This is a genomic window from Nocardia brasiliensis (assembly GCF_042691675.1).
GTDB classification, from domain to species: domain Bacteria; phylum Actinomycetota; class Actinomycetes; order Mycobacteriales; family Mycobacteriaceae; genus Nocardia; species Nocardia brasiliensis_D.
In genome coordinates, this window is the sequence record NZ_CP170507.1 from 4,619,061 (window position 1) to 4,642,070 (window position 23,010).

Here is a 23,010-nt window from a genome sequence, read left to right on the forward strand (position 1 = left end):
ATTTGTTTCGGCCAACGAACTGTGCGATCCGTTCAGCGAACCGAGTTCCGGTCGTCGACCGGAGGTAGTCGGCGTCGTCGGCCCGCCGCGTCGCGTGCCGACGCGCTTCCCAACGCCCGCGCCCGTGTGTCACCTAGGCGCGTGGACAGCAAATTTCGGGGCAGGCCCCGTCGGCACGGGTACAGGGGTCCTTTAGGCTTCTGCTCTTATGGCCCTGAGCGCAACAATGCACAACTTCGCCGTCCAACTGGCCGACGTCGACCGGGACGTCTATCAGGACCTGGAGTTGCGGATCGCGCGCCACCCGTCCGAAACCGACGAGTTCATGCTTACCCGGCTGTTGGCCTACTGCCTCGAATACGAGGAAGGCATCGCCTTCAGCGACGGCGGCGTCTCGTCCACCGACGAGCCCGCGGTGCTGGTACGCGATCGCACCGGCCGCCTCACCGCCTGGATCGAAGTCGGTGCCCCCGACGCGGAACGGCTGCATCGCGGCAGCAAGCTGGCCGGACGCGCCGCCATCTACACCCACCGAGATCCGGCCAAGGTGCTGGCCCAACTGGCAGGCAAGCGGATCCACCGCGCCGAAGCCATTCCGCTCTACAGCCTCGACCGCGACTTCGTCGATGCCGCCGTCGCCGCCATCGAGCGTCGCAATACCGCGACGCTGTCGATCACCGAGCGCCTGCTGTATCTGGATCTCAACGGCACCAGCCTGAGCACTTCCGTCGAAGAGCACTCCCTCGGGTAATCCCGCCGAACTTCACCCGGAACGCCGCGTCCGATTCTCGCCGGAGTCGAGCTGTTGCGCGACGGCAGGATGGCGGTATGACAGCTAATGCTTTGGGGCACTTGCGGATACGGGCGATCCCGATGGAGACGGTGCGGCGGCTCCGGGATCAAGGGTGCGACGATCAGAAGCGGTATCCCACGGAATGGGCACGGGTCCGGCCACAGGTGTTGCGGGCTTATCGGGCCGACGGGTCGATCGCCGATGGGGTACGTGTCACCCCGGGTGACGACTATGACGCAGCGGCCCGGAAACTATTATCCGATCCGGATATTGCTTTCTTGCATGCCCGCAATGTCGTATTCGGTTGTTACATGTTGGAAATTCTGCGCGCTTAAGAAGCTGCGTGGTTTGCGAATCCTCCCCACTTCACTGGGGAGGTTCGGCGAAGCTTCGGGGATTTACAGTGAGGTATTTCCGCCACCGGAGCATTGTAAGGAATTCTCATGTACAAGAATATCGCCGCCCTCGCCGCAGCCATATTCGCGTTGGCCATCCCCCTGTCGGGCGCACCGGCGGCCGGGGCGCCGGCACCCGACTGGAACGGACCCGTTCCGCCCGACAAGATTGTGATCGATATCGTGACGGTCAATGGATCCGGTTGTCCGCAGGGCACCGCGGCCGTCGCGGTCTCGCAGGACAACACGGCCTTCACGGTGACCTACAGCGAGTACACGGCGCAGGTAGGCGTGGGATCAACGCCTACCGACTTCCGCAAGAACTGTCAGCTCAACCTGAAAGTTCACGTCCCGCAGGGCTTCACCTACGGGATCGCACAGGCGGATTACCGTGGGTTCGCGCATTTGCAAGCGGGCGCCACCGCATTGGAAAGGGCCAGGTACTACTTCCAGGGGATGTCACCGACCGAATTCGTCGACCACACCTACAAGGGCCCGTTCAATGACGACTGGCAGGCGACGGACAAAACGGAGGTCGGCGCGATCGTATACAAGCCGTGCGGTGAATTCCGAAACTTCAACATCAATACTCAATTGCGGGTAGATGCCGGTACCTCGGACCCGAAGAAGACCACCAGCTTCATCACGATGGACTCCGTTGACGGAAACATTTCCACCACTTATCACTTCGCCTGGAAGAAGTGCTGAGCACAGGTCGGCACTGCCGACCGGGTAGTTGACCGCTGGGGTCGGACCTAGTTGTATCTGCCTGTGCCCGAAAGGGTTCGCCCCAACGGCGCGGGCAGGTATCGTCCGACCCCAGCAGGGCGAGGTCTCGGAGCGGCGGATCGCTTCGGGGCCGCGCCGTTATCCGGAACGAAGAGAGCGTTTGTGATCCCCACTGCCACCGCACGTATCCCCCGCCGCTGGACAGCCGCCCTGGCCGCGCTCATCGCCGCCACCGGCTTCGTTGTGCAGCAAGCAGATTCGGCGAGCGCCGCGCCGCCACCGGGGGTAACCTTGCCACCCGCACAGGTCGGCTTCGACTACCAGATCACCGAACCCTACGACCCGCCACCCGGCGTCGGGATCGTCAGCCGCGACCACACCGCCGCTCCGGCTCGGGGCATGTACAACATCTGCTACGTCAACGCCTTTCAGGTTCAGCCGGACGCCCAGGGCGACTGGCCGCCAGACCTGTTGCTGCGCGACGCGAACGGTGAAGTCGTCATGGACGAGGTGTGGAACGAAGCCCTGCTGGATACCCGCACCCAGGCCAAACGCGACCGGATCGCGGTCAAGATCAACGAGTGGGTCGACGGCTGTGCAGCCAAGGGTTTCAATGCCGTCGAGCCGGACAACTACGACAGCTACACCCGATCGCAGAACCTGCTGACGGCCGATCACGCGGTCACCTTCATCAGCGCGCTCGCCACACACGCGCATGCCCGCGGCTTGGCCATCGCCCAGAAGAACGCCGCGGAGCTGGCCGACCGCCGAGTCGACGCTCATCTCGATTTCGCCGTGGCCGAGGAATGCGGCGACACCGAAGAATGCGGCGTCTACGCGCAGGCGTTCGACAACCACGTGGTCGATATCGAATACACCGATGCGGGCCTGGCCAAGGCGTGCGCAGGCTACAAAGACCGGATGAGCATCGTGCGCCGGGACACCGACGTCACCGTCCCCGGCGACCCCAACTATGTCCGAAAGACCTGCTGAACAGCCGAACTACCGGTACCTGATCAGTCCGGCGGTTCCTGGGTATCGTCGGGCGTGGTCAGTTCCGGGGCGAGCTCCCTCGTCGCCATCCCGCCCTCGCGGCCCTGATCCGTCGGGCCCGGGGCGGGCTCCTTCGACTCGTCGGCGTTTTCGTCGTCGATATCTTTCGCACGTGACACAGCAAACCCCTTTCGTCGTCCGCCTCGACTTACCCACCCCCAACCGGCTCAATCACACGGTGCGCGCAGCAGACGCGACGCCCGCACGACACCGTCAACCCGTCACGTGGTCATGGAGAAGTCCAACGTGGCGGCAGAATTCACGCCGCCGAACTGTTGCGCCCAGAGTTTGTAGTACGCGTACTCCTCCTTGTTGCGCATGGTCGGCGCTTCGCGATCGCGGGCGGCGAATTCTCGGTCGTCGATCAAGGTGGGCGATGCACGGCGCAGAATGGTCGATACACCGGAACCGTCACCGAACTGTTCCTTTTTGCGCCACGCTATCGACGGCGGCAACCACGGGGCGAAGGCCCGGCGCAGCAGTCGCTTCTCCGTCTGGCCGTCGCTGGTCAGTTTCATGGCGGCGGGTATCGACAGGCCGAGTTCGATCATTTCGGTCTCCAGGAACGGAACCCTCGCCTCGAGTCCGTGCGCCATTGTGGTGCGGTCACAGCGTTGGAGGTTCAGGCTGTGCAGCGTGGTGACCGAGCGGACCAACTCCGTGTGGAGTTCGTCCGGCGTGCTCATCGCCCGCATATAGCGGTAGCCGGCGAACAACTCGTCGGCGCCTTCGCCGGTCAAGACGACTTTGACGTGGCGCGCCACGTATTCGGCGAGTAGAAAATTCGCCACCGAGCTGTGGATCAATGCCGGGTCGTACTGCTCGACGGCGGTGATCACCTTCGGTACCGCCGCGATGACGTCGGCGGCGGTGAACGAGCTCTCGTGATGGTCGGTATCCAGATATTCGGCGACCGTTCTGGCCGCGGTCAGATCCGGCGAACCTTCGAGACCGACCGCGAACGTCTGCAGCCGGGTACCGCGCGCGCTACACCAGCGGGCAGCGATCGCGGCAACGATACTCGAGTCGAGGCCACCGGAAAGAAGTACACCGACCGGAACGTCTCCCATCATTTGTTTCTCGGTCGATCGGGTGAGCACATCTGCTGTCCGCTGAATGTAGTAACCCTCCTCGGCAACATCCGAAGGCGCGGCGTCCGGTATCGCCGCATAGCGCACCAGACCCTGCTCGGGCGTCCAATAGTGCCCTGGCGGAAAGGGACGCACCAGAGCGCGGACTTCGGCGTCGAAGGCTTTCAGTTCGGACGCGAAGATCACGGCATCGGCCGTGGTAGCCCAGTACAGCGGTTTGATGCCGACGCGATCGCGGGCCGCGCAGAACGCACCACCCGGCCCTGCGATGGCGAAGGCGAACATGCCTTCCAGATCCTGGAAGCGGGTGGTGCCGAACTCGGCGTAGAGATGGAGAACCACTTCGCTGTCGGAGCCGGTGGCGAAAGTCGCGGCGAAGTCGTTCCGCAGCGAAAGATGGTTGTATATCTCGCCGTTCACGATCAGACCGTAACCCCGCCCGACCAGCGGTTGCCCGCCGTGCCGGACATCGACGATGGCCAGCCGCTGATGGCCGAGCCAGCTGTTCCCGCACCGTAGCTCCCCCGTTCCATCGGGACCACGGTGCGCCAAGCGGGCCAGCATCCGCCTACCCATGGCACTGTCCGGATTACCGTGAATCGCTACTATCCCGCACATGCGGCATCAACTCCATCCGACCGCGTGGTCCCGAGATCCGCACCAAAGGGATGCGGCTAATTCTTGGCGGCGCGTTTACGCGCACTCTGCCGATGAGATTTATTGTGGGTGCCGCACATGGACATGCTGCACCATCGTCGTGAGTTGTTCTTGGACGTATCGTAGAAAAGCCAGCCGCAGGAACCGTCGTGCCCTGGGCATTGCCGGATGCGCTCGAATGATCCGCCCCGCAACAGATCTACCGCGGACAACACGATCGGTCCGAGCGTCGCCGCTGGGCTGATTCCCGGCCAGGTCAGCGCCGCACGGTCGGCATCGACACGTAGCACAGCGTCACCCAGCAAGGCCGTATAGCTTGCCAGGATGGCCGAGACATCGCCCGGATGCGGCTCACGCGACGCGGCAATGGCGGAGAAGGTTCGATAGATCGCTTCACGAACGCCGATGCAGTAGGAATACGTCACGAGCCCGGAGTCCGCGGCGGTCGCTCCGTGTTCCAGAGCGGCGACACTGCGTCGATCGATAATGCCCGCCGCAGCGCACCATCGCAGGAAGTCGCCGATGTTCTCCAGGTATTCTTCCGATTGCTTGTCCGGACGCGAATACCGAGGTCCGACCGTATTCGCGAAGTCCAAACATAATGCTCCCCCCACCCTTTCCAAGTCCACTGGAATACTCCTGCCGGATTCGTTCACTGATATCGCCCCCGCGGATCGGGTGGGCCGCGTCCGAGGTCGACATCCATTCGGCGGGGCCGCACCAAGAATGTCGCGGCCACCACTATCGACAGTACGGCGAATACGATCTCGGTGTCGAATGCGTCGACGAGGATTCCGAACACCGCGGGCCCCGCCGCCGCGCCGACCGTCAGCGCGATGATGACCCAGCTGAATCCCTCGGTCGGCCGGTCCGGGAACACCCGGGAACTCCACAGCGACACCACGGTGCCGGACACCATGAAACCCGTGCCATAGAGTGCGGCCGCCACGACGAACATGACCGACGACGGACTTCCCATCGCAAGAATCCCGCAGGACAACAAGGTGCAGACCTGCGCGACGACGAAGACCGTTGGCATGCCCCACTTGCCGGCAAGCGCACCGGTGGCGGTACCGATCACCCCGGCAACGCCGATCAAACTCCAGAACAACGGTGCGGAGCCACTGCTTTCGCGGTCGCCACCCGCCACCAGGATGCCCGCATAAGACCAGTAGACCGCGCCGACCAAGCCGACGGAGAACGCCGCGGCCAGCAGCCGACGGTGTGGTGCGGTCTGCAGCAGGGCATACCAGCGCAGCCTCGGCGGATTGCGACCCGACCGTCCGGTATGGGCCGCCTTGGGCAGGACAAGAAAGTTCCATGCCGTGACGAGCAAGGCACAGCAGGCGGTCCCGAACCAGATGGTTCGCCAGCCCGAGCCGGTGACGAGCAGGACGGCGGGACCGGCGACCATCACCCCGAACGTCGTGCCCGTGCTGATCATCGAGAGTGCGTGCCCACGAGCGTCGGGCCGGGTCGAGGCCGCGACGGCGTCCGAATACGGAGCCCAGACCCAGCCCGGCGCCGTACCGGCGAGCGCCACACCGATCGCGAGCACCGCGGTGCTCTGCGCCGCGGCCATCATGGCCATACCGACGGCCGCGCTCAATCCACCGATCACCACCGGAACACGGGGACTGCAGCGGCCGGACAGTCGTGCGACGACGACCAGGACGACGAGTTCCGCGACATAGCCCACACTCGATATGGCGCCGAGAACGCCTGCGCTGCCGCCGAATTCGCGTTGCAGTTGTGGCAAGAAGAGACCGTAACCATAACGGCCGTACCCGTAGACGATCGCGAGGGTCAACAAGCCGGGCACACCGACTCGAAACGCTCCGGACCAGACGGCCCGCACCTCGTCGGACGCTGCGGTGTGGCGGGCAGGCGCGGCCACCGGCCCGCCACCGCGAGCGCTGTCGCTATTCGCCATCTCTCTCCCCACGACGCATTGTCCGCTTACCAGCTATCTGCGTTTTGTCGGTAGGTCACTTTCCATATAACACCGGTTGCATGCGCACCGCAACCAAGGACCTAGATCATCTAATCCGCCAGAAGATGCGCTATCGCACTCGAAGGCGACTCCGGTCCAGTACTGGATACGTTGTCACACACCCTTTCTCAGTAGACATCAAGTGGCACACCAGGTGTCGACGCACCGGCGGACCGCACCGGCACCGGCGTATGCGAATACCCAAGGCGCACACACCAAAACGCCAATTTCCGAATGCCGCCGATCGGCTGATAGATGGTTGACACTCGTTACCTTAGGCACGTAACCTCGACGACAGCTGGAATGACGGTCGCGCAGCGAGCCGGTTCCGGCGGGGGCCGGACTGGATTTCATCCATGGGGCGCACGGCAATTGCCGGAGGGGTTTAGACCAAAGCCCTGTCTCAAACTCATTCGCCAGGCCTGTCCATGCAGGCTCGTTCGATCAGTTGTCGGCGTGTCTACTGGCGCGCGACGAGCCGTCGAGCGGTCGTGCAGCTACCACGGGGAAGGTTTCTCATGACCATTCAAGATTTACCAACGGCTTTCCGAGCCAATGCCCAAGGCATCGAATACGCGGGCGTTCACATCACTGTTGACATGTGGGATGCCACCTTGCTCGACGACGCCACCCTCGTCAGCCGAACACTCCGCCGGGCCGCCACGGCATGCGGTGCCACCGTGCTCGATGTGTTCCTCCACCGCTTCGAACCCCAAGGTCTAACGGGCGTAGCACTTTTGGCCGAATCACATATATCCATGCACGCCTGGCCGGAACGTGGCTACGCCGCCTGGGACATCTTCACCTGCGGCAGCTGCGACCCCTATCTGGCGATCCCGGTGCTGAACGAAACCTTCTCGCCCGGCAGGCTACAGATCGCCGAGCAGAAACGAGGAGTGTCCTGCCCGGTGACCGACGTGCAAGGGGCATTGTCGTGAACACACACCAGCGCCGCTCCGGCACGCCCATCGGCTTTCCCATCGACCGCACCGACAACAACCGCCCGATCCTGCTGACCCCGGCCCTCGCCGCCCAACTGACGGGGGCCGGTTTCGCCGTGCTCACCGAGCCGGGTATCGGCGCCCGATTCGGTATATCCGACGACGAATACGCTACGCACCGAGTATCTTTCGTCGACACCGCGACAGTCTGGTCATGCCCGCTGCTGATGAAGTACAAGGCCTTCGAGCCGGCGGAGATCCGGACGTTGCGAGCCGACCAGACGGTCGCGGCGGTATTCCACGCCGAGGGACGCCCGGACATCACCTCCGCTCTGCTGGAGTCCGGAGTCCGCGCCTACAGCTATGAATTCCTGCACGAAGACAATCAATTTCCGATGATGCGCGCGGGCGGCCGTATCGCGGGCATCCAGTCGGTGCTCTACGCCGCGCACTACCTACAGACCTCCGAAGGCGGACGCGGCGTCCTGCTGGCCGATGTGCCGGGTTGTCCCGTGCCGCGCGTCCTGGTCATCGGCTCCGGCAACGTCGGCACCTCCGCCGCTGAAACGGCCGTCAGCCTGGGCTGCGACGTCGTCGTCCTCTGCCACTCGGTGGCGAGCCTGCGACGCTTCCAGGCGAGAACCGGCGGCACTATCCGCGCGGAAGTCAACGACGCGGCCACGCTGGCGCGGGAGATCCGAGAGGCCGACGCCGTCATCGGCGCGATCCTGATCTCGACCTACAGCACGCCCGCCATGATCACCGAACAGCACGTGCGGACGATGAAATCGGGGGCGGTGATCGTCGACGCGACCGCCGGCTACGGCGACGGCTATCTGCCCACCGCCGGGCCGGTCCAGCGCCCCGGCGATCCGGCGCGCATCGTCCACGGTGTGGGCCATGTCAAGGTCGACGTGCTCCCGTCGGTCGTGCCCCTGACGGCCACCTTCGCCTACACCACGAACGCGGCACCCTACCTGCTCCGGCTCGCACACGCGGTGCTGCACGGCGTGCCGGATCCGGCGATCGAATCGGCCGTCATCACCGAGGGCGGCCGGGTCCGGCATCCCGTGCTCGAGGAGCACATGGGATATCTGGAGAGCGGGCTCGTCACATGACCACCTCCTACGCCGAACGCGCGGCACTGTACGCGATCGAGATCGCCGCGACGCCGGTGCCGAGCAGCTTGCCCGAACTCCTACACCCCGGCGTCAGTATTGCCGAACTACCGTGCGGCACCGGGCATTTCCTGCCGCTGTACCGGGCGTACCGCGCGGACTGCTGGCTGCTCGACGCCGAACCCGCGATGCTGGCGGAAGCGGAACGACGGTGCGCGGCACTCGGGCTCCCGGTCCGCACGAACCCCGTGCTCATCGGCCGTGATCGACCACCTGGACACTTCGATGTCGTGGTGTGCCCCAACGCGGCGCTCAATTACCTGGCCGCACAGCTCGGAATGACCGGCGTGCTCAGATCCCTGCTCCGATTCACCACCACCGAGGGACATCTGCTGCTGCAGGCCGTCCTCCGCCATCCGGACGGACGCATCGACCCGACCGCGTGCTACGACCCGCGGGCGCCGCACGACCGTTGGATACCCGAGTGGGAGCGCCCGGACGGCAACGGCGGCACGGTAACCCGCAGCAGATGGCAGCGCCGCCGTGGCGATCGCATCACCGTCACGTTCGCGCGCACGCACAACGGCACCGAGCTTCCGGAATCCACCGTCGAGCTCGTCGTCATCGACTGTGCCGAGATCGTCCGATTCACCGAGGTCGAGGGACACCGCCTGGCCGACATCGGCATTCGTGACGGCATGACCGAAATACTCCTCCAGCGATAGACCGGAAGACCAATGGACGCACTGGAATACTGGGACACCTACTACTCGCAACCCTTCTTGTACGGAATGGGCACCGAGAACATCCTGCAACTGCTCGCGGGACTCCCCCGGGTCGCCACCTGGATAGATCTGGGGTGCGGCTCCGAATCACTGCTGTGGGCCTGCGCCATCCGCGCGGGTGCCCTGCACGCTGTCGACTCCGACGCGGAGCGGCTCCGCCTCCTCGAAAAGCATTCCGAAACAACAGAACCCACAGGTTCTTATGCCACCGCGATAGCTCTGGCCGGTGCCGGGCGAAGCTGGGACGACATACGCGCAACGCTGCGGACGACCACCGTGGCGAACTGCCTGACCGATCAGCCCGCCATCCCCGGCAACGCCGAGTTGGTCACCCAGTTCGGCCTGCTCGGGCTCTGCGAATCGCGGGCTGGATTCCACGCCGCGGTAACAGGTTCCGCGGCACTCGTCGCGGCGGACGGCTGGGTAGCGGGTGCGAACTGGGTGGCAGCGGACAAGCCGGAGCGAGTCCGGCTCGACGAGCAGCTGTACCTGGACAGCTTCGCGGACAACGGCATTCGGCTGGACCATGTCGAACGGATAGCGAGCACCGATCCGGCTTATCCGTTCGTCTGGATGTATCGCGGCAAACGCGACCCCCTCGTCGCACCGGCGAAATGAGTGCGCCCCTGGCGGAAAGCCACCAGGGGCCACGCTCCGGCTTACTACGCGGTGGTCTGCCGCTTCGGTAGCTTCCAACCCGGCCGGGGGAAGTGGCAGGTGTAGCCGTCCGGGTAGCGCTCGAGATAGTCCTGGTGCTCGGGCTCGGCCTCCCAGAACTCGGGTGCCGGGGTCACCTCGGTGACCACTTTGCCCGGCCACAGGCCGGAGGCGTCGACGTCGGCGATGGTGTCCAGTGCGACGCGCCGCTGCTCGTCGTCGAGATAGAAGATCTCCGACCGGTAGCTGGTACCGATGTCGTTGCCCTGGCGGTCCTTCGTCGTCGGATCGTGGATCTGGAAGAAGAACTCCAGCAGCGCCCGGTAGTCCGTTTGCGCGGGGTCGTAGATGATCTCCACGGCCTCCGCGTGACCCGGATGATTGCGATAGGTGGGATGGTCATTGCGTCCACCGATATAGCCGACCCGGGTCGACAGCACACCGGGCTGTTTACGGATCAAATCCTCCATGCCCCAGAAGCATCCGCCCGCCAGAATGGCCTTCCGCGTGTCGGTCACACGTCCTCCTTCGTGAACAAAGTCCGGTACTGCCCATAGCCCTGTGCCTCGAGGTCGTCGAGGTGGATGAACCGTAGCGCCGCCGAATTGATGCAGTACCGCAGGCCGCCCGCCTCGCGTGGCCCATCGGTGAAGACATGCCCGAGATGGCTGTCACCGTGCGCCGACCGCGCCTCGGTGCGGATCATCAAATGACTGAAGTCCCGCTTCTCGACTACATTTCCGGCATCGATCGGCTTGGTGAAACTCGGCCATCCCGACCCGCTGTCGAACTTGTCGACCGAGGCGAACAACGGCTCACCGGACACCACGTCGACGTAGATACCGGGCTCGTGATTGTCCCAGTACTCGCCCGTGAACGCCCGCTCTGTCCCGTTCTTCTGGGTGACCTGGTACTGCTCCGGCGACAGGGCGGCGACGGCCGCGGGATTCCGGTTGTATTCCTGTGCCACATGACCTCCTCATATCGGCCCCACGTACAACCCACGCGCCTGCCCGGAAAGTCCCATCCGACCGGGCAGCACGGTTCGCGGTGACTCCGACCACACAGTCCGCTCGGCGGCCCGCAGTGGGCTCGGCGAACTAAACCCGAACGTAAGTCTATTCACATTTGCCTATCCTCCGTTTGCGTAGCTTGTTCGCTCGCTGGTCGACTGGGGCGCATGGCCAGCGAAAGTTCGACGATAAGCAGACGCAGGGGTTTCCTTCCGCGGCTGCGTCGTCGCAACCTCGACGGCTACGAGATGGTTATCGCGGCGTCGGAGAAACCGACGCCGGATGAAACGCAGACCGCCAACCGCAATGTGCTGATCGTGGCCTTGTTCGCCGCGTTGGGCGGCATGCTCTACGGCTACGACACCGGCATCATCTCCGGCGCGCTGCCCAAGATGTCGGCGCAATGGGGCATCGGCCACGCGCAGCAGGAGGTCGTGACCGCCGCAATCCTGGCCGGTGCGGTGGTCGGCGCGCTGGTGGGTGGCTCGCTGTCCAAGGCGCTCGGCCGCCGGAAAGTCATCTTGATCATCGCTTGCGTCTTCGCCGTCGGCGTCGTGGCGTGCTCGCTCGCGGTGAACGCCTGGATGATGGTGGCCTGTCGGCTGTTCCTCGGCCTCGCGGTCGGCGGCTGTTCCCAGATCGTGCCGACCTATATCGCGGAGCTCGCACCACCGCACCGCAGGGGCGCGATGGTGACCTTCTTCAACCTCGCGATCGGTGTGGGCATCTTCCTGGCCAACCTGGTCAGTCTGCTCGCGGCCGCCGGCGGCGCGGACGGCACCTTCGAGGCGAGCGGCGACTGGCGGTGGATGATCGGTATCGCCGTGGTCCCGGCGCTGGTGCTGGCCGCGGCGATGCAACGGCTGCCGGAGACACCGCGCTGGCTCATCGACAACGGGACAGTCGGCAAGGCCCGGGTGGTGCTGCGGTGGATGCGCCCGAACAGGTCGGCCGCCGTCGACGAAACCCTGAAGATCTGGGCGATCTCTCAGCAGGAGCACAAGGAGTCCCGTGGCGGCTGGGCCAACCTGACCCAGCGGTGGGCCCGCCCCGCCCTGGTGGCCGGCCTCGGCATCGCGGCGTTCACTCAGCTGTCCGGGCTGGAGATGATGATCTACTACTCGCACACCATTCTCGGCACCGCCGCGGGTTTCGGCACCAGCATGGTCGTCTGGTCGGGCCTGGGCATCGCCGCGGTCTATCTGATCTTCACCGCGGTGGGTGAGCGGCTGGTCGATGTGGTCGGGCGCCGCCGGTTGATGCTCATGCTCATCCCGGGCGCGACGATCTTCCTGTTCGGCTTCGGACTTCTCTTCGTACTCAGCGACCACCCCAACCGCTATCTCACCCTTACCCTGATGCTCGCTTACATGGCATGCAATGCGGCAGGGCTCCAAGCGGTGGGCTGGCTACTCGGTTCCGAGCTCTATCCGCTGAGCATCCGCGACCGCGCTACCAGCCTGCACGCGGTTGCGCTCTGGGGTTCGAATCTGGTGCTCACGCTGACCGCGCTCACCACTATCGACAGCCTCGGGCTCGGCCCCGCGTTCGTCATGTACGCGATGTTCAACCTGTTGTCGTTCGTCTTCGTGTATTTCCTCGTTCCCGAGACCAAAGGGCATTCGCTCGAGGACATCGAACAGTCCCTGCGCGAGGGGACATTTCTGCCCTTGCACGGCAATATCGGCAGCCGTGTCGAGGTCTCCGCAGCCCGACCCGTTTGACCACGCACCACCTCCATGGGCCGCCGAGCGTCGCACGCCGGGCACTGCTCCAGGCCCGACCCCATCCCCCACCAGACGCTTGTGACACCGGGCGGGTGCCGAGATCAAGCTTCCCGCACAACACATTTCGAGCACCGGCGCGTCGACGTGATAGACCGTGACCGGCACGTGATCCGCCCGTGATCGCCCTACACGCTGTTAATCGGACCTCAACTCGATTTTAGAATGCGCCGCATTACTCGTAGTTCACCTCGGCAAGTTCTACGTTGGTGACAACGAGTCAGGCCGCCTTCCTACGGGACCCACACTTCGAGCTGACGCCTTCGACAAGCGTGGATACGGCACCAACTGGACGCAGACGACGGCCCCGTAAGAACAAAGCCCACGGGGCACGAATTACTGCCAGTCCATCCAGAAGAGGTTGAAATGGCGCTTTATTTCACCGAGTTGTCGATCACCAGCGATACCACGCCAGAATGTGCATCTCGCACAATCTCGCGCGGCCGAGTGGCGTGGCGGCTGAGCTGGCTGCCCGACCGGACCCTGACCTTCGAACAAGCAAGGGCCGGAATGGAACTCGACGAACTGCTGAGCCAACCCGGTAGCGCACACGACGGCCCAGCTCTGGCGCTGGCGAATGAGTACGCAGGCAAGCTCGGAATGCTGCGGGAACACGTGGTGATCTTGTTGGCCAAGCGGATGGCGGCCCGACTCCAATGCGCCGTCAGTACGCGGTAACCCGACCGCCACGAAAAACGACTGTCCGAGCTGATTCTCTGGTCCGACAGTTTCACAGAACGAAACCGACCGCTCGCGCCGGTATTCGCGACAGCCCCCAAAAATATGGGCTCATCCCATGACTAATTCCATTGCTGCCGTGACGTGCCCGGTGGTAGGGTTTGCGATAGCCGGCGAAGGTAATGCAACTCAAAAGCACTTCGAGGATTGGCACACATGGGGACTTCAACGTAGGTTGCGATATCTAGCATTTCTAGACACCTGACTTGACTATTTTTGCATCGGGGGTTCAGCTATGCGCAGCACTAGGACGTGCGCTCACTATAGTTATTCCGATATAGGTGCAGCCCGCTAATCCAGCCATTCGCAGAACATGTAATTCGTGCGTAGTAATAAACATCCCGTTATCGGGGTACCAGCACGGTGCACCCTTGCCGACCACTTCGGTCGCTGCCGGGAAACGTGCTCATTCATCCAATCTCCGCATGCCAGTCTCCCGGCCCGGAGCGCCAGCGCTGTGCTGTGCCCATCCGGCCCGGACAGCGAACCAGCGGGCCCGCGCACCTGACCGGGCCGAGGGAGGGAGCCCAATGAACGATCCGACGCTGTTGGCATACATCGAAGTCGAGCCAGGACGGTTTCGCGAAGACCCCGGCCTGCGCTACGAGGACTACGTCGTCGGCCACGTCTTCGAACACCGTCCCGGCCGGACAATCACCACGACGGACAACATCTGGAGCTCGCTGCTCTGCCTCAACCAGCACCCGCTCCACATCGACGCCGTCTACGCCGCCGAAACCGAATTCCACCAACTCCTGGTATCCAGCCTGGTCACCTTCGGGATCGTCAACGGCATGACGGTCAAAACCATCAGCCAGCAGGCCGTCGCCAACCTGGGCTGGGACAAGGTCCGGCTCAACGCCCCCGTGTTCGTCGGTGACACGCTGTACGCCGAAACCAGGATCGTCGACAAAAGACCGTCGGCCTCCCGGCCGGGCGAAGGCATCGTCACCGTCCACACCATCGGTCGCAACCAAAACGGCGTCCAAGTCATCGAATTCGACCGCACCCTCCTCGCGTCCATGCGGCACCCGGCCAGCGATCCGGTCGAGGAAGTAGACGCGCTCGCCGGTGGGAAGGCTCGATCATGAACGTCGACCCGTGCCTGTTCTTCGTGCCGGCATCCCGCGTCGACACTCTGCTCAAAAACGTTCCGCGGCACTCGATCGCGCTGGTACTCGACCTCGAGGACTCGGTGCCGAAACACGCGAAACCCACCGCCCGCGCGCGGCTCGCCGACGTCGACTTGTCCGGAACCGGCCTATCCGGAGTCACGTTGCGCATCAACAGCATCGAAACACCCGACGGGCTGCTCGACATCCAGACCATCCTGGCGCTCGACGGAGAGGTCGGCGGACTCCCCATCCAGACGATCCTGGTGCCGAAAATAATCACCGGCCGCGACGTCGCCATCTATCGGTCACTGCTGTCCGGACTGGTCGACCCGCCCGAAATCTGCAGCATCATCGAAACATTGGACGCCGTCGAGAACGTCTTCGACATCGCGGCCGCTAGCAACGGGCTCATCTTCGGGCCCTCCGACTTGGTCGCGGAGATGTGGGCGCCGGACGAGTCCTACCTCGCCCACGCACGGGCCAGATTGTGCATTGCCGCCTCCCGTTACGGTCTGCCCGCCATCGACGGGAACTCCTTCGAGCTCTGGGACACCGACGTCATTCGAGCCCAGTGCGAGGCCGCGAAGCAATGCGGTTTCACCGGCAAGGCGGCCATCCATCCCAGACAGGTCGAGCCGATCGTCGAAACGTTCGCCGTCGACCCGGAACAACTGGATCGCTACCGCCAGACGATCAAGGACTACGAAGCCGACGACGCGGGCTTCGCCGTCACCAAGGACCGGGTACTCGCCCCGCCTTTCGTCCTGAAGGCCCGGCGCATGCTCGCGCTGTACGACGGGAACGCCCGCCCGATCCGCTGACCGACCGAACCACGACAACCTCACCCGACCAGGGCGAACCGGAAACTGAGAGGAAATCATGAGCACCTCGATTACCGACATTGTCAAGCAGGCGATGGTCGACGTCTCCGACTACGACGTGGCACTGACCGACGGCCGATTCGGCCCGGTGCCAACGGAATTGACGAAGCAGCTGGTAGCGCGGGTCGCGGACGGTGAAGGCCTCGGCGTCTGCTGTGGCGCGAGCGCGCTGCTCGCCCAGCACGGCATGGACGTGCACCGCGAAGCCGACGCCACGGCCATGCGCGACTACTTCCAAGCGATCTTCAGCGCGTTCGTGGACGCGGTCGACCTCACCGTGCACAGCCCGCTCGTCATGAACTACGAGAAGGTATCGGGCGTCGACTTGGATGGGTTCAACAAGAACGTCGCCTTCACGGTGAACTCCGAACACACCGAGTCGCGGGAATTCCTGAGCACCAAGTGCGTCCACTTCGATTCCGCCACCACGTTCATCGGCAATGTCTACGGCCCGAACACGAACATCACCGGCGGCCTGCCGATCATCTGCGACACCCGGGAATACTGCCGCAAGAAGGGCCTCGATCCGGCCGACCTCGTCGAGCTGATGCCGCACAGCTACAACGTCGCGGTCAAGCAGGAGTACGCCGACGAGATCCTCGCCGAACACGCGGCCACCGTGGACGCCGACCTGATCGACGACATGATCATGGTCGTACTCAACAACGAGGTCTCCGGCGGACTGGCGCACGCGGGTTCCACGCCGCGGCTCGCCGACCCGACCAAGCCCGGCAAGCGCCCACTGCGCCACATCGAGCTGCAGTTCGCCGACGATCAGAATCTGCGCAACTGGTACAGCCACTACCGCCTCGATATGCCGCAGGTGAAGGTGACCGTGCCCGACGAACACACCCCCGACCACGATCGCTACCACGTGGGCGTGGACGCCGCGCTCCCCGGAACCAGGTAACCGAGCAGCGACCGGGCAACCGTCGTAATCAGCCAAAAGCCCTGCGGCGCTGTAAGTGTGGAGCTTTCGCCACCCGGCGCCGCAGGGGCGCTGCTGCGCGCCACGAGGGGAACAGATGCACGTCAGAGACAGGGTGCCCGACACGGGAGCCCAAGAAGAAATCATGGGACCGCATCGGTTCCGGAACAACCAGCGGATGGTCCCGGCGAGCGAGACGGCGTGGCAGGTCGTCGCCGACAACGGGATGCTCGATATCCGCGTCGACGCCAGGAACGGCCAGAACCGGCTGCGCGATGCCCGGACCGGGCACGAGTTCGTCAACCTCGCGTCGTGCTCCTACTTGGGGCTGAACAGTCACCCGACGGTCATCGAGGCCGGCATCGCGGCGCTGCGGGAGGAGAACATCACCGGACTTGCCATGGCGGAGTGCCGGATTCGATTGGACGTTATGCATCAGCTGGAGGAGGAGCTTTCCGAGCTGTTCGGCACGCGGGTGTTGCCGTCGATCTCCTGCGGTGTGCTCAGCGCCGCCGTCTTGCCCCTGCTGGCGTCCGGGCACCTGACCGACACCGATCCGCTGGTTGTCGTGTTCGACAGGTTCGCGCATTTCTCGATGAACTTCGTCAAGCCGATCGTGGCGGATGAAGCGCTGGTCCTGACGTGTCCGCACAACGACATGGCGTTCCTCGAGGATGTGTGCAAGAAATATCCCCGCGTGGCCTATGTCTGCGAGGGCGTCTACTCCACCGGTGGTCGGGCCGACCTGGCGGGCATCAAATCGCTGCAGGAGCGGTACGGAATGTATGTCTACCTGGACGATTCGCACGGCCTGTCGACCGAGGGCCCGAACGGTGCCGGTTACGCGCGGTCGGTGTTCGACGAACTGGACGACCGGACGATGATCGTCGCCTCGATCGCCAAGGCCTTCGGCAGCACCGGCGGCATCGCGATGATCGGTTCATCCGAAAAGTTCGACTTCCTGTACCGGACCGGTCCGATGGGCTGGTCCCAGGGGCTGCGCACCGCCGCGGTCGGGACTACCCGGGGCAGCATCGCCGTCCATCGCACCCCCGAACTCGTTGCGCGCCAACGTCAACTGGCGGAGAACATCGACATCTTCGACCGGCGGATGAAGGACCGCGCCGTCCGCGGCGTCGGGTCGCACATCAAGTTCGTCACCGTGGGTGACAACGACCGGGCAGTGCGGCTGTCCACCGAGCTGTACCGGCGCGGCTACTACTGCTCGGCGATGTTCTTCCCGATCGTGGCGCGCGGGCAGGCCGGCGTCCGAATGATGCTGCGCGGCGACATGACCAGCACAATGACCGAGGACTTCGTCACCGTCCTCGAGGACGTATTGGACGAGTTCGCATGACGGCGGCCGATTCTCCCGCCCTGTCGTCCGTCCGGCTCGTCCGGTCATTGGCCGAGTCGATGCGCGAGGCATTGCGCAGTGGTGCCGTCGGTCGGATGCTGGTCCCGGTTCGGGAAACCATCGAGGACGCGACCGGGACGAAGTTCCTCTCGATGCCCGCCGTGTCGCCCGACCACGACCTCTATATCAACAAGGTCGCGACAATCGCGGCCGCGCCGGGCCAGGGCACGACCGTGACCTCGGTGGTGCCGATGTTCGCCGCTTCCACCGGACGATTCCTCGGCACCTTGGACGGCGCCGCGGTCACCAACCTGAAATGCGCTGCCGTGACGGCTTTGGTGACCGATCGGTGCGCCGCGCCGAAAAGCCGGATCCTGGGGATCATCGGGTCGGGGGTACAGGCTCGGCAGCAGTTCCTCGGCGTGTCCGCGATACGCGACCTCACCGAGGTCCGCATCTGGTCCCGTGACGCGGGCCACGCCGCCGCGTTCGCCCGTGACATCGCGGCGGCCGACCCGACCGTGAAAGTCGTCGTCTGCGACTCGGCCGAGCACGCCAGCCGCGGTGTCGACGTCCTGTCGACCGCGACCACTTCGGTGTCTCCCCTGCCGATCTCGGCAGAGTTGCCCGCGCACGTGCACATCAACTGCATGGGCGCGCACACCACCGAATCACGCGAAATTCCGGTCGAGCTGCTCCGCTCCAGCGTCGTTGTCGTCGAGGACCGGCGCACTGCGATCGCCGAGGCGGGTGAGAGCCACAGTGCCGCAATCGAACTCGACACTCTCATGGCAACGGATCCCGCCGATTTCAGGGACAGGCGGACGGTCTTCGCCTCCACCGGGTGCGCATATCTGGACCTGATCACCTGCGCCCAACTGGCCGCTCAGCACGACGCGGAGGACTTCTGGACAGCGAGCCTTCCCCTGTGACCAGGACACAGACCACGGCAAAGGAGGAACACGCGGTGGACGACTTCGGACAAGGCCGGGTCCCGGACACGGACGCCCGCGGGAACGGAGCCCCGACGCCGACCCCCGTCGAGCAACCATCCGACGCGGCGATCGAGGCCGAATACGACGCCTGCACAAGACGACTCGGCATCGAGGTGCCCGCGGATCTCAAGGGCGGCATCCTGCGCGGCTATCGGGGACTGCGGGACATGGCCGCGGCGCTGCGCGACGTCCCGGTCGAGTCGACGAGAGAGCGAAAGGAAATGCCCAATGGCTGACGGAGTGGCGGCTCGGCCGTCTACCGCGCTGCACGAGCTGTCGGTTCCGGAGGCAGGGGCGCTGTTACGCGCGGGTGAGCTGACTTCGGTCGAGCTCACCAGGCACGCGCTCGACCGAATCGCCCGGCTCGATCCCGCGCTGCACGCCTTCATCCTGGTAACGGAGGAGAGCGCGCTGCAGCGGGCCCGAGCAGCCGATCGAGACTTACGAGCCGGCGTCGACCGCGGTCCGATGCACGGGATTCCGTACGCGTTGAAGGACATCTTCGATGCGGAGGGGGTGCCGACCACCAACGCCTCATGGCTCTGCGTCGATCACGTGGCCGGTGCGGACAGCACCGTCGAGCGCCGCCTACGGGTCGGGGGTGCGGTCGGTCTGGGCAAACTGACCACGTTCGAGTTCGCGCTCGGCGGCCCGAGTTTCGAGTTGCCGTTCCCGCCCGCACGCAACCCGTGGAGCGATGAGCACGTGCCGAGTGGTTCGTCGTCGGGTGCGGGCGCCGCGGTCGCCGCGGGACTGGTCCGTGCCGCCGTCGCCTCCGATACCAGCGGGTCGATCCGCGGTCCGGCCTTCCACTGCGGTGTGGTGGGGCTCAAACCCACCTATGGCCGGGTGTCCGGGCACGGCGCCCAACCGCTTTCGCACACCCTGGACCACTTCGGCACGCTGAGCTGGACGGTCGGCGACACAGCCGCGCTGTTGCAGGTGATCGCGGGTGCCGATCCGGCCGATCCGCGCACCGCCGATACCCCGGACCCGAACTACCTCGCGACACTCGACCATGGCGTCGCCGGGCTGCGCGTAGCCAGCGCGCCCGGCTGGTACGCCGAAGATCCCTCGACAATGCCCGAGATCCTCACCGGAATCGAGGAGGCGCTCGGGGTGCTCGACGGACTGGGTGCGACCGTCGGGCACGTCACCTTGCCTCCGTACGACGTGTTCAACGGGTGCGGCCGCGTCATCTTCGGTGCGGAGGCGTTCGCGACCTATGAGGACGATCTGCGCAAGCACCCGCGGTCTTTCGCGCGCTACACCTATCAGCGCATGATGCCCGGAGCCGGGCTCGGGGCGGCGGACCTCTTGCGGGCCTACGACGTTCGGCGATGGCTGATCCAGCAACTCGACGAGATCGTTTTCGGCCAGCACGACGTCCTGGTCATGGCGTCCGGCCAGACCACCGCCGCCCGATGGGGCGACTTCCCCGAGAATTGGCCGCCACCGAAGCTGGTCAACGACATGCTGGCCATCCCGTTCAATGTCACCGGTCATCCGGCGCTGTCGTTGCCCATCGGGTTCGCCGCGAACGGCCTGCCCATCGGCCTGCATATCATCGGACGCGCGTTCGGCGAGGCGACGGTGTTCCGCGTGGCGGCGGCGCTGGAAGCCGCACTGGGGCAACGTCATCGGCGTCCGCCGGAACCTTCGGAGGTGGCTTCGGCAGAGGGGAACCGTCGGATATGAAGCCGTTTCACTTCGCCACACCGGCTGCCTCCGGCGTAGTGAGCCCGAAGGAGATACAGGAGACCGCTCGATTCGCCGAGTCGGTGGGATTCGGCACCCTGGTCCTTCCGGATCACCTCGATGTGCCATATGCCCCCATCCCGCTGTTGACGGCGGCGGCGTTGGCCACCGAACGCATTCGCGTCTGCCCTTATGTCCTGAACGTCGACTTCCGGCATCCCGCCGTGGCCGCGCAGGAGCTCGCCACGCTGGATTTGCTCTCCGAGGGACGACTGACCATCGGGTTGGGCGCGGGCTGGAACCGACCGGAATACCTGACGTCCGGGATTCCATTCGAACCGGTCGGCGTTCGGGTTACCCGAGTGCGCGAGGCGGTCGCGGTACTCAAAGGTTGCTTCGGGGACAAGCCTTTCTCGTACGCCGGGGACAACTACACGATTACCGATCACGACGGTCAGCCCAAACCCGTTCACCCGGCAGGCCCGCCGTTCCTGCTCGGCGGTGGCGGCCGGAAAATGCTGGCGTCAGCGGCACAGCTGGCCGATATCGTCGGGCTGGCGCCGCGAGTTCCCCCTAGCCGCCCCGGCGGCGTCTTCTTCGAGCCGGCCAGCATCACCTTCGCAGCCACCGCCGAGAAAATCGCCTGGATCCGCAAGGCGGCCGGCGAACGGTTCGACGAGCTGGAGTTGTCGACCTACGCCTCGGCGACTCATCCGTCCGCCCCGCCGGTCATCGTGACCAACAACGCGCTGGCCATCGCCCGGAGCCGCGTCGACGACATCCGCTCCCGCACCGGCGCGGAATTGACCGTCGACGAGTACCTGGACTCGCCGCACGTATGGATAGGCACGATCGACCAATTGACCGAGAAGTGCCTGTCGTTGCGAGAACGCCTGGGGATCAGTCATTTCATGCTTGGACCGTCGCGCGTCTGCGCCGAACTGGTCGAGCGGCTGGCCGGACAGTAGATGAGCATCGTTCGATATGCCGAGAAATTCGAGCGGAAGGCGCGCTCACGCGTAGACCGCAAGAGGTCGAGCGCGGGCTGGCAGTGCGCGGTGCTGTATTTCCTGTTTTTCGTGATGGGTACCGAGGGCTACCTGATGCCGCCGATCCTGCCGACCATCGCCGCGGACCTGCACATCTCGGTACCACTGGCCGCCGCGGCGTCCACCGCGTTCGTGGTCGCGTACGCGGTGTTCGGGCCGCCGCTCGGTGTGCTGTCCGACGTTCTCCCCAAGCGGGGGCCGATCCTTGTCGGGATGGCGCTGTTCGCGGTCACCAATATCTGTGTCGGCCTGGCGCAGAACCTTCCCCAGCTGGTTATCGCCCGAGTGCTGATGGGATTCAGCGCGGCCGTCGCCACCCCGGCGGCATGGGCGCACCTGTCCGAGGTCTGTCCTCCGGGACGGCGCGGACGTGCGGTCGCCCGCGGTTTCGCGGCATACGGACTCGGCCAGGTGATCGGTGTTCCGCTGGGGGCGTTCGGCACCCTCGCCGTCGGGTGGCGCCTGCCCTACATTGTCATCGGCGTCGGCTTCCTGCTCGTGCTGCTGTGCGCATGGCGGACGGTCGACACGATCCACCCGCGCGATACCGTCATGCGCTGGTCGAATCTGTTCCGGCCGTTGCTGTCCCCCGTGGTGTGCTTGGCATTGGCCGCCACCTTCGCGGTGATGGCGGGACGGCTGGGTGCTTTCACCTATCTCGGCGCGCTGCTCGAGATGCGGTTCGGGTTCGACGTGGTCGCCAGCGGGCTGGTCGGCGTCCTGGTCGGCGTCACGGTCATCGCGGGTTCGCTGCTCAGCGGATCGCTGGTGGACATCCAACGCCGGAGCGGCCGAAGCGAAGGCTGGGTGATGGTGGCGAGTTCGCTCATCTTCGCGGCCGCCGTGGCGATCGCGGTACTCAGCGGAACGCTATGGCTCTTCCTCGTCGCGCTGGTGCTCTGGTGCCTGGCGGGCAGCGTGTTCTATTCAGCGCAACAGGCATATCTGGCGAATATGCGCTCCGACACCCGAACAACCCTCGTTGCTTGGCACAGCACCGTCATGAGCTTCGGAAACGCTTCGGGCAACACCATTCTCGGCAGTGTTCCGATCGGCGGCGGCGCGTTCGCCGCGATTGCCGCGGGACTTGGTGTACTCGGCGCGGCTCTGGCGTTCTCGGTCATGCTCGTCCAGCGTCTGCGCGGCTCTTCGCCCCATGGTCCGGCCCGCACAGCGACCACGGTGACTGTTGGCAGGTAACACATTTGGCGACGGTCGGGCACCACTGCGTCGGCATGCT

General features: G+C 65.0%; 25 protein-coding genes. 19 read left to right on the top strand and 6 right to left on the bottom strand.

Translation table 11 applies throughout. The features are described from left to right. Positions 1-208: 208 nt before the first annotated feature. The 4 genes from ACFK0J_RS21315 (at position 209) to ACFK0J_RS21330 (ending at position 2,910) form a co-directional block, all read left to right on the top strand. Positions 209-751 carry a YaeQ family protein gene (locus ACFK0J_RS21315; RefSeq protein WP_378729880.1) on the top strand — a complete coding sequence of 181 codons (543 nt, stop codon included), beginning with the start codon at positions 209-211 and terminating at the stop codon, positions 749-751. 122 nt (positions 752-873) lie between these two features. Further along, complete coding sequence (locus ACFK0J_RS21320; protein ID WP_378742952.1) at positions 874-1,128, top strand: DUF1203 domain-containing protein; 255 nt, start codon at positions 874-876, stop codon at positions 1,126-1,128. A 108-nt stretch (positions 1,129-1,236) separates the two neighbouring features. After that, positions 1,237-1,896, top strand: coding sequence for a DUF4360 domain-containing protein (locus tag ACFK0J_RS21325; RefSeq protein WP_378729882.1), 660 nt, complete (start codon positions 1,237-1,239; stop codon positions 1,894-1,896). 183 nt (positions 1,897-2,079) lie between these two features. Beyond that, positions 2,080-2,910, top strand: coding sequence for an endo alpha-1,4 polygalactosaminidase (locus tag ACFK0J_RS21330; RefSeq protein ID WP_378729884.1), 831 nt, complete (start codon positions 2,080-2,082; stop codon positions 2,908-2,910). A gap of 23 nt (positions 2,911-2,933) precedes the next feature. On the opposite strand, the gene ACFK0J_RS21335 is transcribed toward ACFK0J_RS21330, so the two are convergent. From ACFK0J_RS21335 to ACFK0J_RS21350, 4 genes are all read right to left on the bottom strand, one after another. Next, positions 2,934-3,089, bottom strand: a complete 156-nt coding sequence (locus tag ACFK0J_RS21335; RefSeq protein ID WP_378729886.1) for a hypothetical protein — start codon at positions 3,087-3,089, stop codon at positions 2,934-2,936. Positions 3,090-3,191: 102 nt separating this feature from the next. Further along, positions 3,192-4,679 carry an asparagine synthase B gene (asnB, locus tag ACFK0J_RS21340; RefSeq protein ID WP_378729888.1) on the bottom strand — a complete coding sequence of 496 codons (1,488 nt, stop codon included), beginning with the start codon at positions 4,677-4,679 and terminating at the stop codon, positions 3,192-3,194. Positions 4,680-4,735: 56 nt separating this feature from the next. Then, positions 4,736-5,314 carry a CGNR zinc finger domain-containing protein gene (locus ACFK0J_RS21345; protein WP_378729890.1) on the bottom strand — a complete coding sequence of 193 codons (579 nt, stop codon included), beginning with the start codon at positions 5,312-5,314 and terminating at the stop codon, positions 4,736-4,738. Between the two features lie 56 nt (positions 5,315-5,370). Beyond that, the gene (locus ACFK0J_RS21350; protein ID WP_378729892.1) at positions 5,371-6,651 is read right to left on the bottom strand and encodes an MFS transporter; all 1,281 of its coding nucleotides are present in this window, start codon (positions 6,649-6,651) and stop codon (positions 5,371-5,373) included. 578 nt (positions 6,652-7,229) lie between these two features. Between ACFK0J_RS21350 and speD the strand changes: the two genes are divergently transcribed. The 4 genes from speD to ACFK0J_RS21370 are packed head-to-tail and all read left to right on the top strand — an operon-like array spanning position 7,230 to position 10,173. Further along, entirely contained in the window at positions 7,230-7,649 is a 420-nt protein-coding gene (gene speD, locus ACFK0J_RS21355) for an adenosylmethionine decarboxylase (RefSeq protein ID WP_378729894.1), read from the top strand. After that, complete coding sequence (locus ACFK0J_RS21360) at positions 7,646-8,770, top strand: NAD(P)-dependent oxidoreductase (protein WP_378729896.1); 1,125 nt, start codon at positions 7,646-7,648, stop codon at positions 8,768-8,770. Before speD ends, ACFK0J_RS21360 begins: the two co-directional genes overlap by 4 nt. After that, positions 8,767-9,495, top strand: coding sequence for a class I SAM-dependent methyltransferase (locus tag ACFK0J_RS21365; protein ID WP_378729898.1), 729 nt, complete (start codon positions 8,767-8,769; stop codon positions 9,493-9,495). Before ACFK0J_RS21360 ends, ACFK0J_RS21365 begins: the two co-directional genes overlap by 4 nt. Before the next feature lie 12 nt (positions 9,496-9,507). Next, a complete protein-coding gene (locus ACFK0J_RS21370; protein WP_378729900.1) occupies positions 9,508-10,173 on the top strand; it encodes a hypothetical protein in 666 nt (221 codons plus the stop codon). Positions 10,174-10,217: 44 nt separating this feature from the next. Here ACFK0J_RS21370 and msrA read toward each other — a convergent pair whose 3' ends face one another. Further along, the gene (gene msrA, locus ACFK0J_RS21375; protein ID WP_378742954.1) at positions 10,218-10,682 is read right to left on the bottom strand and encodes a peptide-methionine (S)-S-oxide reductase MsrA; all 465 of its coding nucleotides are present in this window, start codon (positions 10,680-10,682) and stop codon (positions 10,218-10,220) included. Positions 10,683-10,726: 44 nt separating this feature from the next. Continuing rightward, on the bottom strand, positions 10,727-11,182 hold the full coding sequence (msrB, locus tag ACFK0J_RS21380) for a peptide-methionine (R)-S-oxide reductase MsrB (protein ID WP_378729902.1): 456 nt from the start codon (positions 11,180-11,182) through the stop codon (positions 10,727-10,729). A gap of 210 nt (positions 11,183-11,392) precedes the next feature. Here msrB and ACFK0J_RS21385 point away from each other — a divergent pair, with 210 nt between their 5' ends. The 11 genes from ACFK0J_RS21385 (at position 11,393) to ACFK0J_RS21435 (ending at position 22,970) form a co-directional block, all read left to right on the top strand. Further along, positions 11,393-12,949, top strand: a complete 1,557-nt coding sequence (locus ACFK0J_RS21385; protein WP_378729904.1) for a sugar porter family MFS transporter — start codon at positions 11,393-11,395, stop codon at positions 12,947-12,949. A 426-nt stretch (positions 12,950-13,375) separates the two neighbouring features. Then, positions 13,376-13,687 carry a hypothetical protein gene (locus ACFK0J_RS21390; protein ID WP_378729906.1) on the top strand — a complete coding sequence of 104 codons (312 nt, stop codon included), beginning with the start codon at positions 13,376-13,378 and terminating at the stop codon, positions 13,685-13,687. A 590-nt stretch (positions 13,688-14,277) separates the two neighbouring features. Next, entirely contained in the window at positions 14,278-14,838 is a 561-nt protein-coding gene (locus ACFK0J_RS21395; protein WP_378729908.1) for a MaoC family dehydratase, read from the top strand. Next, a complete protein-coding gene (locus tag ACFK0J_RS21400; protein WP_378729910.1) occupies positions 14,835-15,683 on the top strand; it encodes an HpcH/HpaI aldolase/citrate lyase family protein in 849 nt (282 codons plus the stop codon). Before ACFK0J_RS21395 ends, ACFK0J_RS21400 begins: the two co-directional genes overlap by 4 nt. Positions 15,684-15,741: 58 nt before the next feature. Next, entirely contained in the window at positions 15,742-16,653 is a 912-nt protein-coding gene (locus tag ACFK0J_RS21405; RefSeq protein ID WP_378729912.1) for a hypothetical protein, read from the top strand. 163 nt (positions 16,654-16,816) lie between these two features. Next, positions 16,817-18,028 (top strand): aminotransferase class I/II-fold pyridoxal phosphate-dependent enzyme, encoded by a 1,212-nt coding sequence (locus ACFK0J_RS21410; RefSeq protein ID WP_378729914.1) that lies wholly within the window; start codon positions 16,817-16,819, stop codon positions 18,026-18,028. Beyond that, positions 18,025-18,960: an ornithine cyclodeaminase family protein gene (locus ACFK0J_RS21415; RefSeq protein ID WP_378729916.1), complete on the top strand. Its 936-nt coding sequence runs from the start codon at positions 18,025-18,027 to the stop codon at positions 18,958-18,960. The genes ACFK0J_RS21410 and ACFK0J_RS21415 overlap by 4 nt, the downstream gene beginning before the upstream one ends. Next, positions 18,957-19,259 (top strand): hypothetical protein, encoded by a 303-nt coding sequence (locus ACFK0J_RS21420; protein ID WP_378729918.1) that lies wholly within the window; start codon positions 18,957-18,959, stop codon positions 19,257-19,259. Before ACFK0J_RS21415 ends, ACFK0J_RS21420 begins: the two co-directional genes overlap by 4 nt. After that, positions 19,252-20,721 (top strand): amidase, encoded by a 1,470-nt coding sequence (locus ACFK0J_RS21425; RefSeq protein ID WP_378729920.1) that lies wholly within the window; start codon positions 19,252-19,254, stop codon positions 20,719-20,721. The genes ACFK0J_RS21420 and ACFK0J_RS21425 overlap by 8 nt, the downstream gene beginning before the upstream one ends. Next, complete coding sequence (locus ACFK0J_RS21430) at positions 20,718-21,689, top strand: TIGR03621 family F420-dependent LLM class oxidoreductase (RefSeq protein ID WP_378729922.1); 972 nt, start codon at positions 20,718-20,720, stop codon at positions 21,687-21,689. The genes ACFK0J_RS21425 and ACFK0J_RS21430 overlap by 4 nt, the downstream gene beginning before the upstream one ends. Then, entirely contained in the window at positions 21,690-22,970 is a 1,281-nt protein-coding gene (locus ACFK0J_RS21435; protein WP_378729924.1) for an MFS transporter, read from the top strand. The last annotated feature ends 40 nt before the right edge of the window (positions 22,971-23,010 follow it).

Excerpts from the sequence above, each read along its gene's own strand:
- ACFK0J_RS21365 (WP_378729898.1), top strand. The coding sequence starts at position 8,767 with ATGACCACCTCCTACGCCGAACGCGCGGCACTGTACGCGATCGAGATC.
- ACFK0J_RS21405 (WP_378729912.1), top strand. The coding sequence starts at position 15,742 with ATGAGCACCTCGATTACCGACATTGTCAAGCAGGCGATGGTCGACGTC.
- ACFK0J_RS21385 (WP_378729904.1), top strand. The coding sequence starts at position 11,393 with ATGGCCAGCGAAAGTTCGACGATAAGCAGACGCAGGGGTTTCCTTCCG.
- ACFK0J_RS21395 (WP_378729908.1), top strand. The coding sequence starts at position 14,278 with ATGAACGATCCGACGCTGTTGGCATACATCGAAGTCGAGCCAGGACGG.
- speD (WP_378729894.1), top strand. The coding sequence starts at position 7,230 with ATGACCATTCAAGATTTACCAACGGCTTTCCGAGCCAATGCCCAAGGC.
- ACFK0J_RS21370 (WP_378729900.1), top strand. The coding sequence starts at position 9,508 with ATGGACGCACTGGAATACTGGGACACCTACTACTCGCAACCCTTCTTG.
- ACFK0J_RS21410 (WP_378729914.1), top strand. The coding sequence starts at position 16,817 with ATGGGACCGCATCGGTTCCGGAACAACCAGCGGATGGTCCCGGCGAGC.
- ACFK0J_RS21350 (WP_378729892.1), bottom strand. The coding sequence starts at position 6,651 with ATGGCGAATAGCGACAGCGCTCGCGGTGGCGGGCCGGTGGCCGCGCCT.
- ACFK0J_RS21435 (WP_378729924.1), top strand. The coding sequence starts at position 21,690 with ATGAGCATCGTTCGATATGCCGAGAAATTCGAGCGGAAGGCGCGCTCA.
- ACFK0J_RS21415 (WP_378729916.1), top strand. The coding sequence starts at position 18,025 with ATGACGGCGGCCGATTCTCCCGCCCTGTCGTCCGTCCGGCTCGTCCGG.
- ACFK0J_RS21325 (WP_378729882.1), top strand. The coding sequence starts at position 1,237 with ATGTACAAGAATATCGCCGCCCTCGCCGCAGCCATATTCGCGTTGGCC.
- ACFK0J_RS21390 (WP_378729906.1), top strand. The coding sequence starts at position 13,376 with ATGGCGCTTTATTTCACCGAGTTGTCGATCACCAGCGATACCACGCCA.
- asnB (WP_378729888.1), bottom strand. The coding sequence starts at position 4,679 with ATGTGCGGGATAGTAGCGATTCACGGTAATCCGGACAGTGCCATGGGT.
- ACFK0J_RS21400 (WP_378729910.1), top strand. The coding sequence starts at position 14,835 with ATGAACGTCGACCCGTGCCTGTTCTTCGTGCCGGCATCCCGCGTCGAC.
- ACFK0J_RS21430 (WP_378729922.1), top strand. The coding sequence starts at position 20,718 with ATGAAGCCGTTTCACTTCGCCACACCGGCTGCCTCCGGCGTAGTGAGC.
- ACFK0J_RS21320 (WP_378742952.1), top strand. The coding sequence starts at position 874 with ATGGAGACGGTGCGGCGGCTCCGGGATCAAGGGTGCGACGATCAGAAG.
- ACFK0J_RS21315 (WP_378729880.1), top strand. The coding sequence starts at position 209 with ATGGCCCTGAGCGCAACAATGCACAACTTCGCCGTCCAACTGGCCGAC.
- ACFK0J_RS21425 (WP_378729920.1), top strand. The coding sequence starts at position 19,252 with ATGGCTGACGGAGTGGCGGCTCGGCCGTCTACCGCGCTGCACGAGCTG.
- msrA (WP_378742954.1), bottom strand. The coding sequence starts at position 10,682 with ATGGAGGATTTGATCCGTAAACAGCCCGGTGTGCTGTCGACCCGGGTC.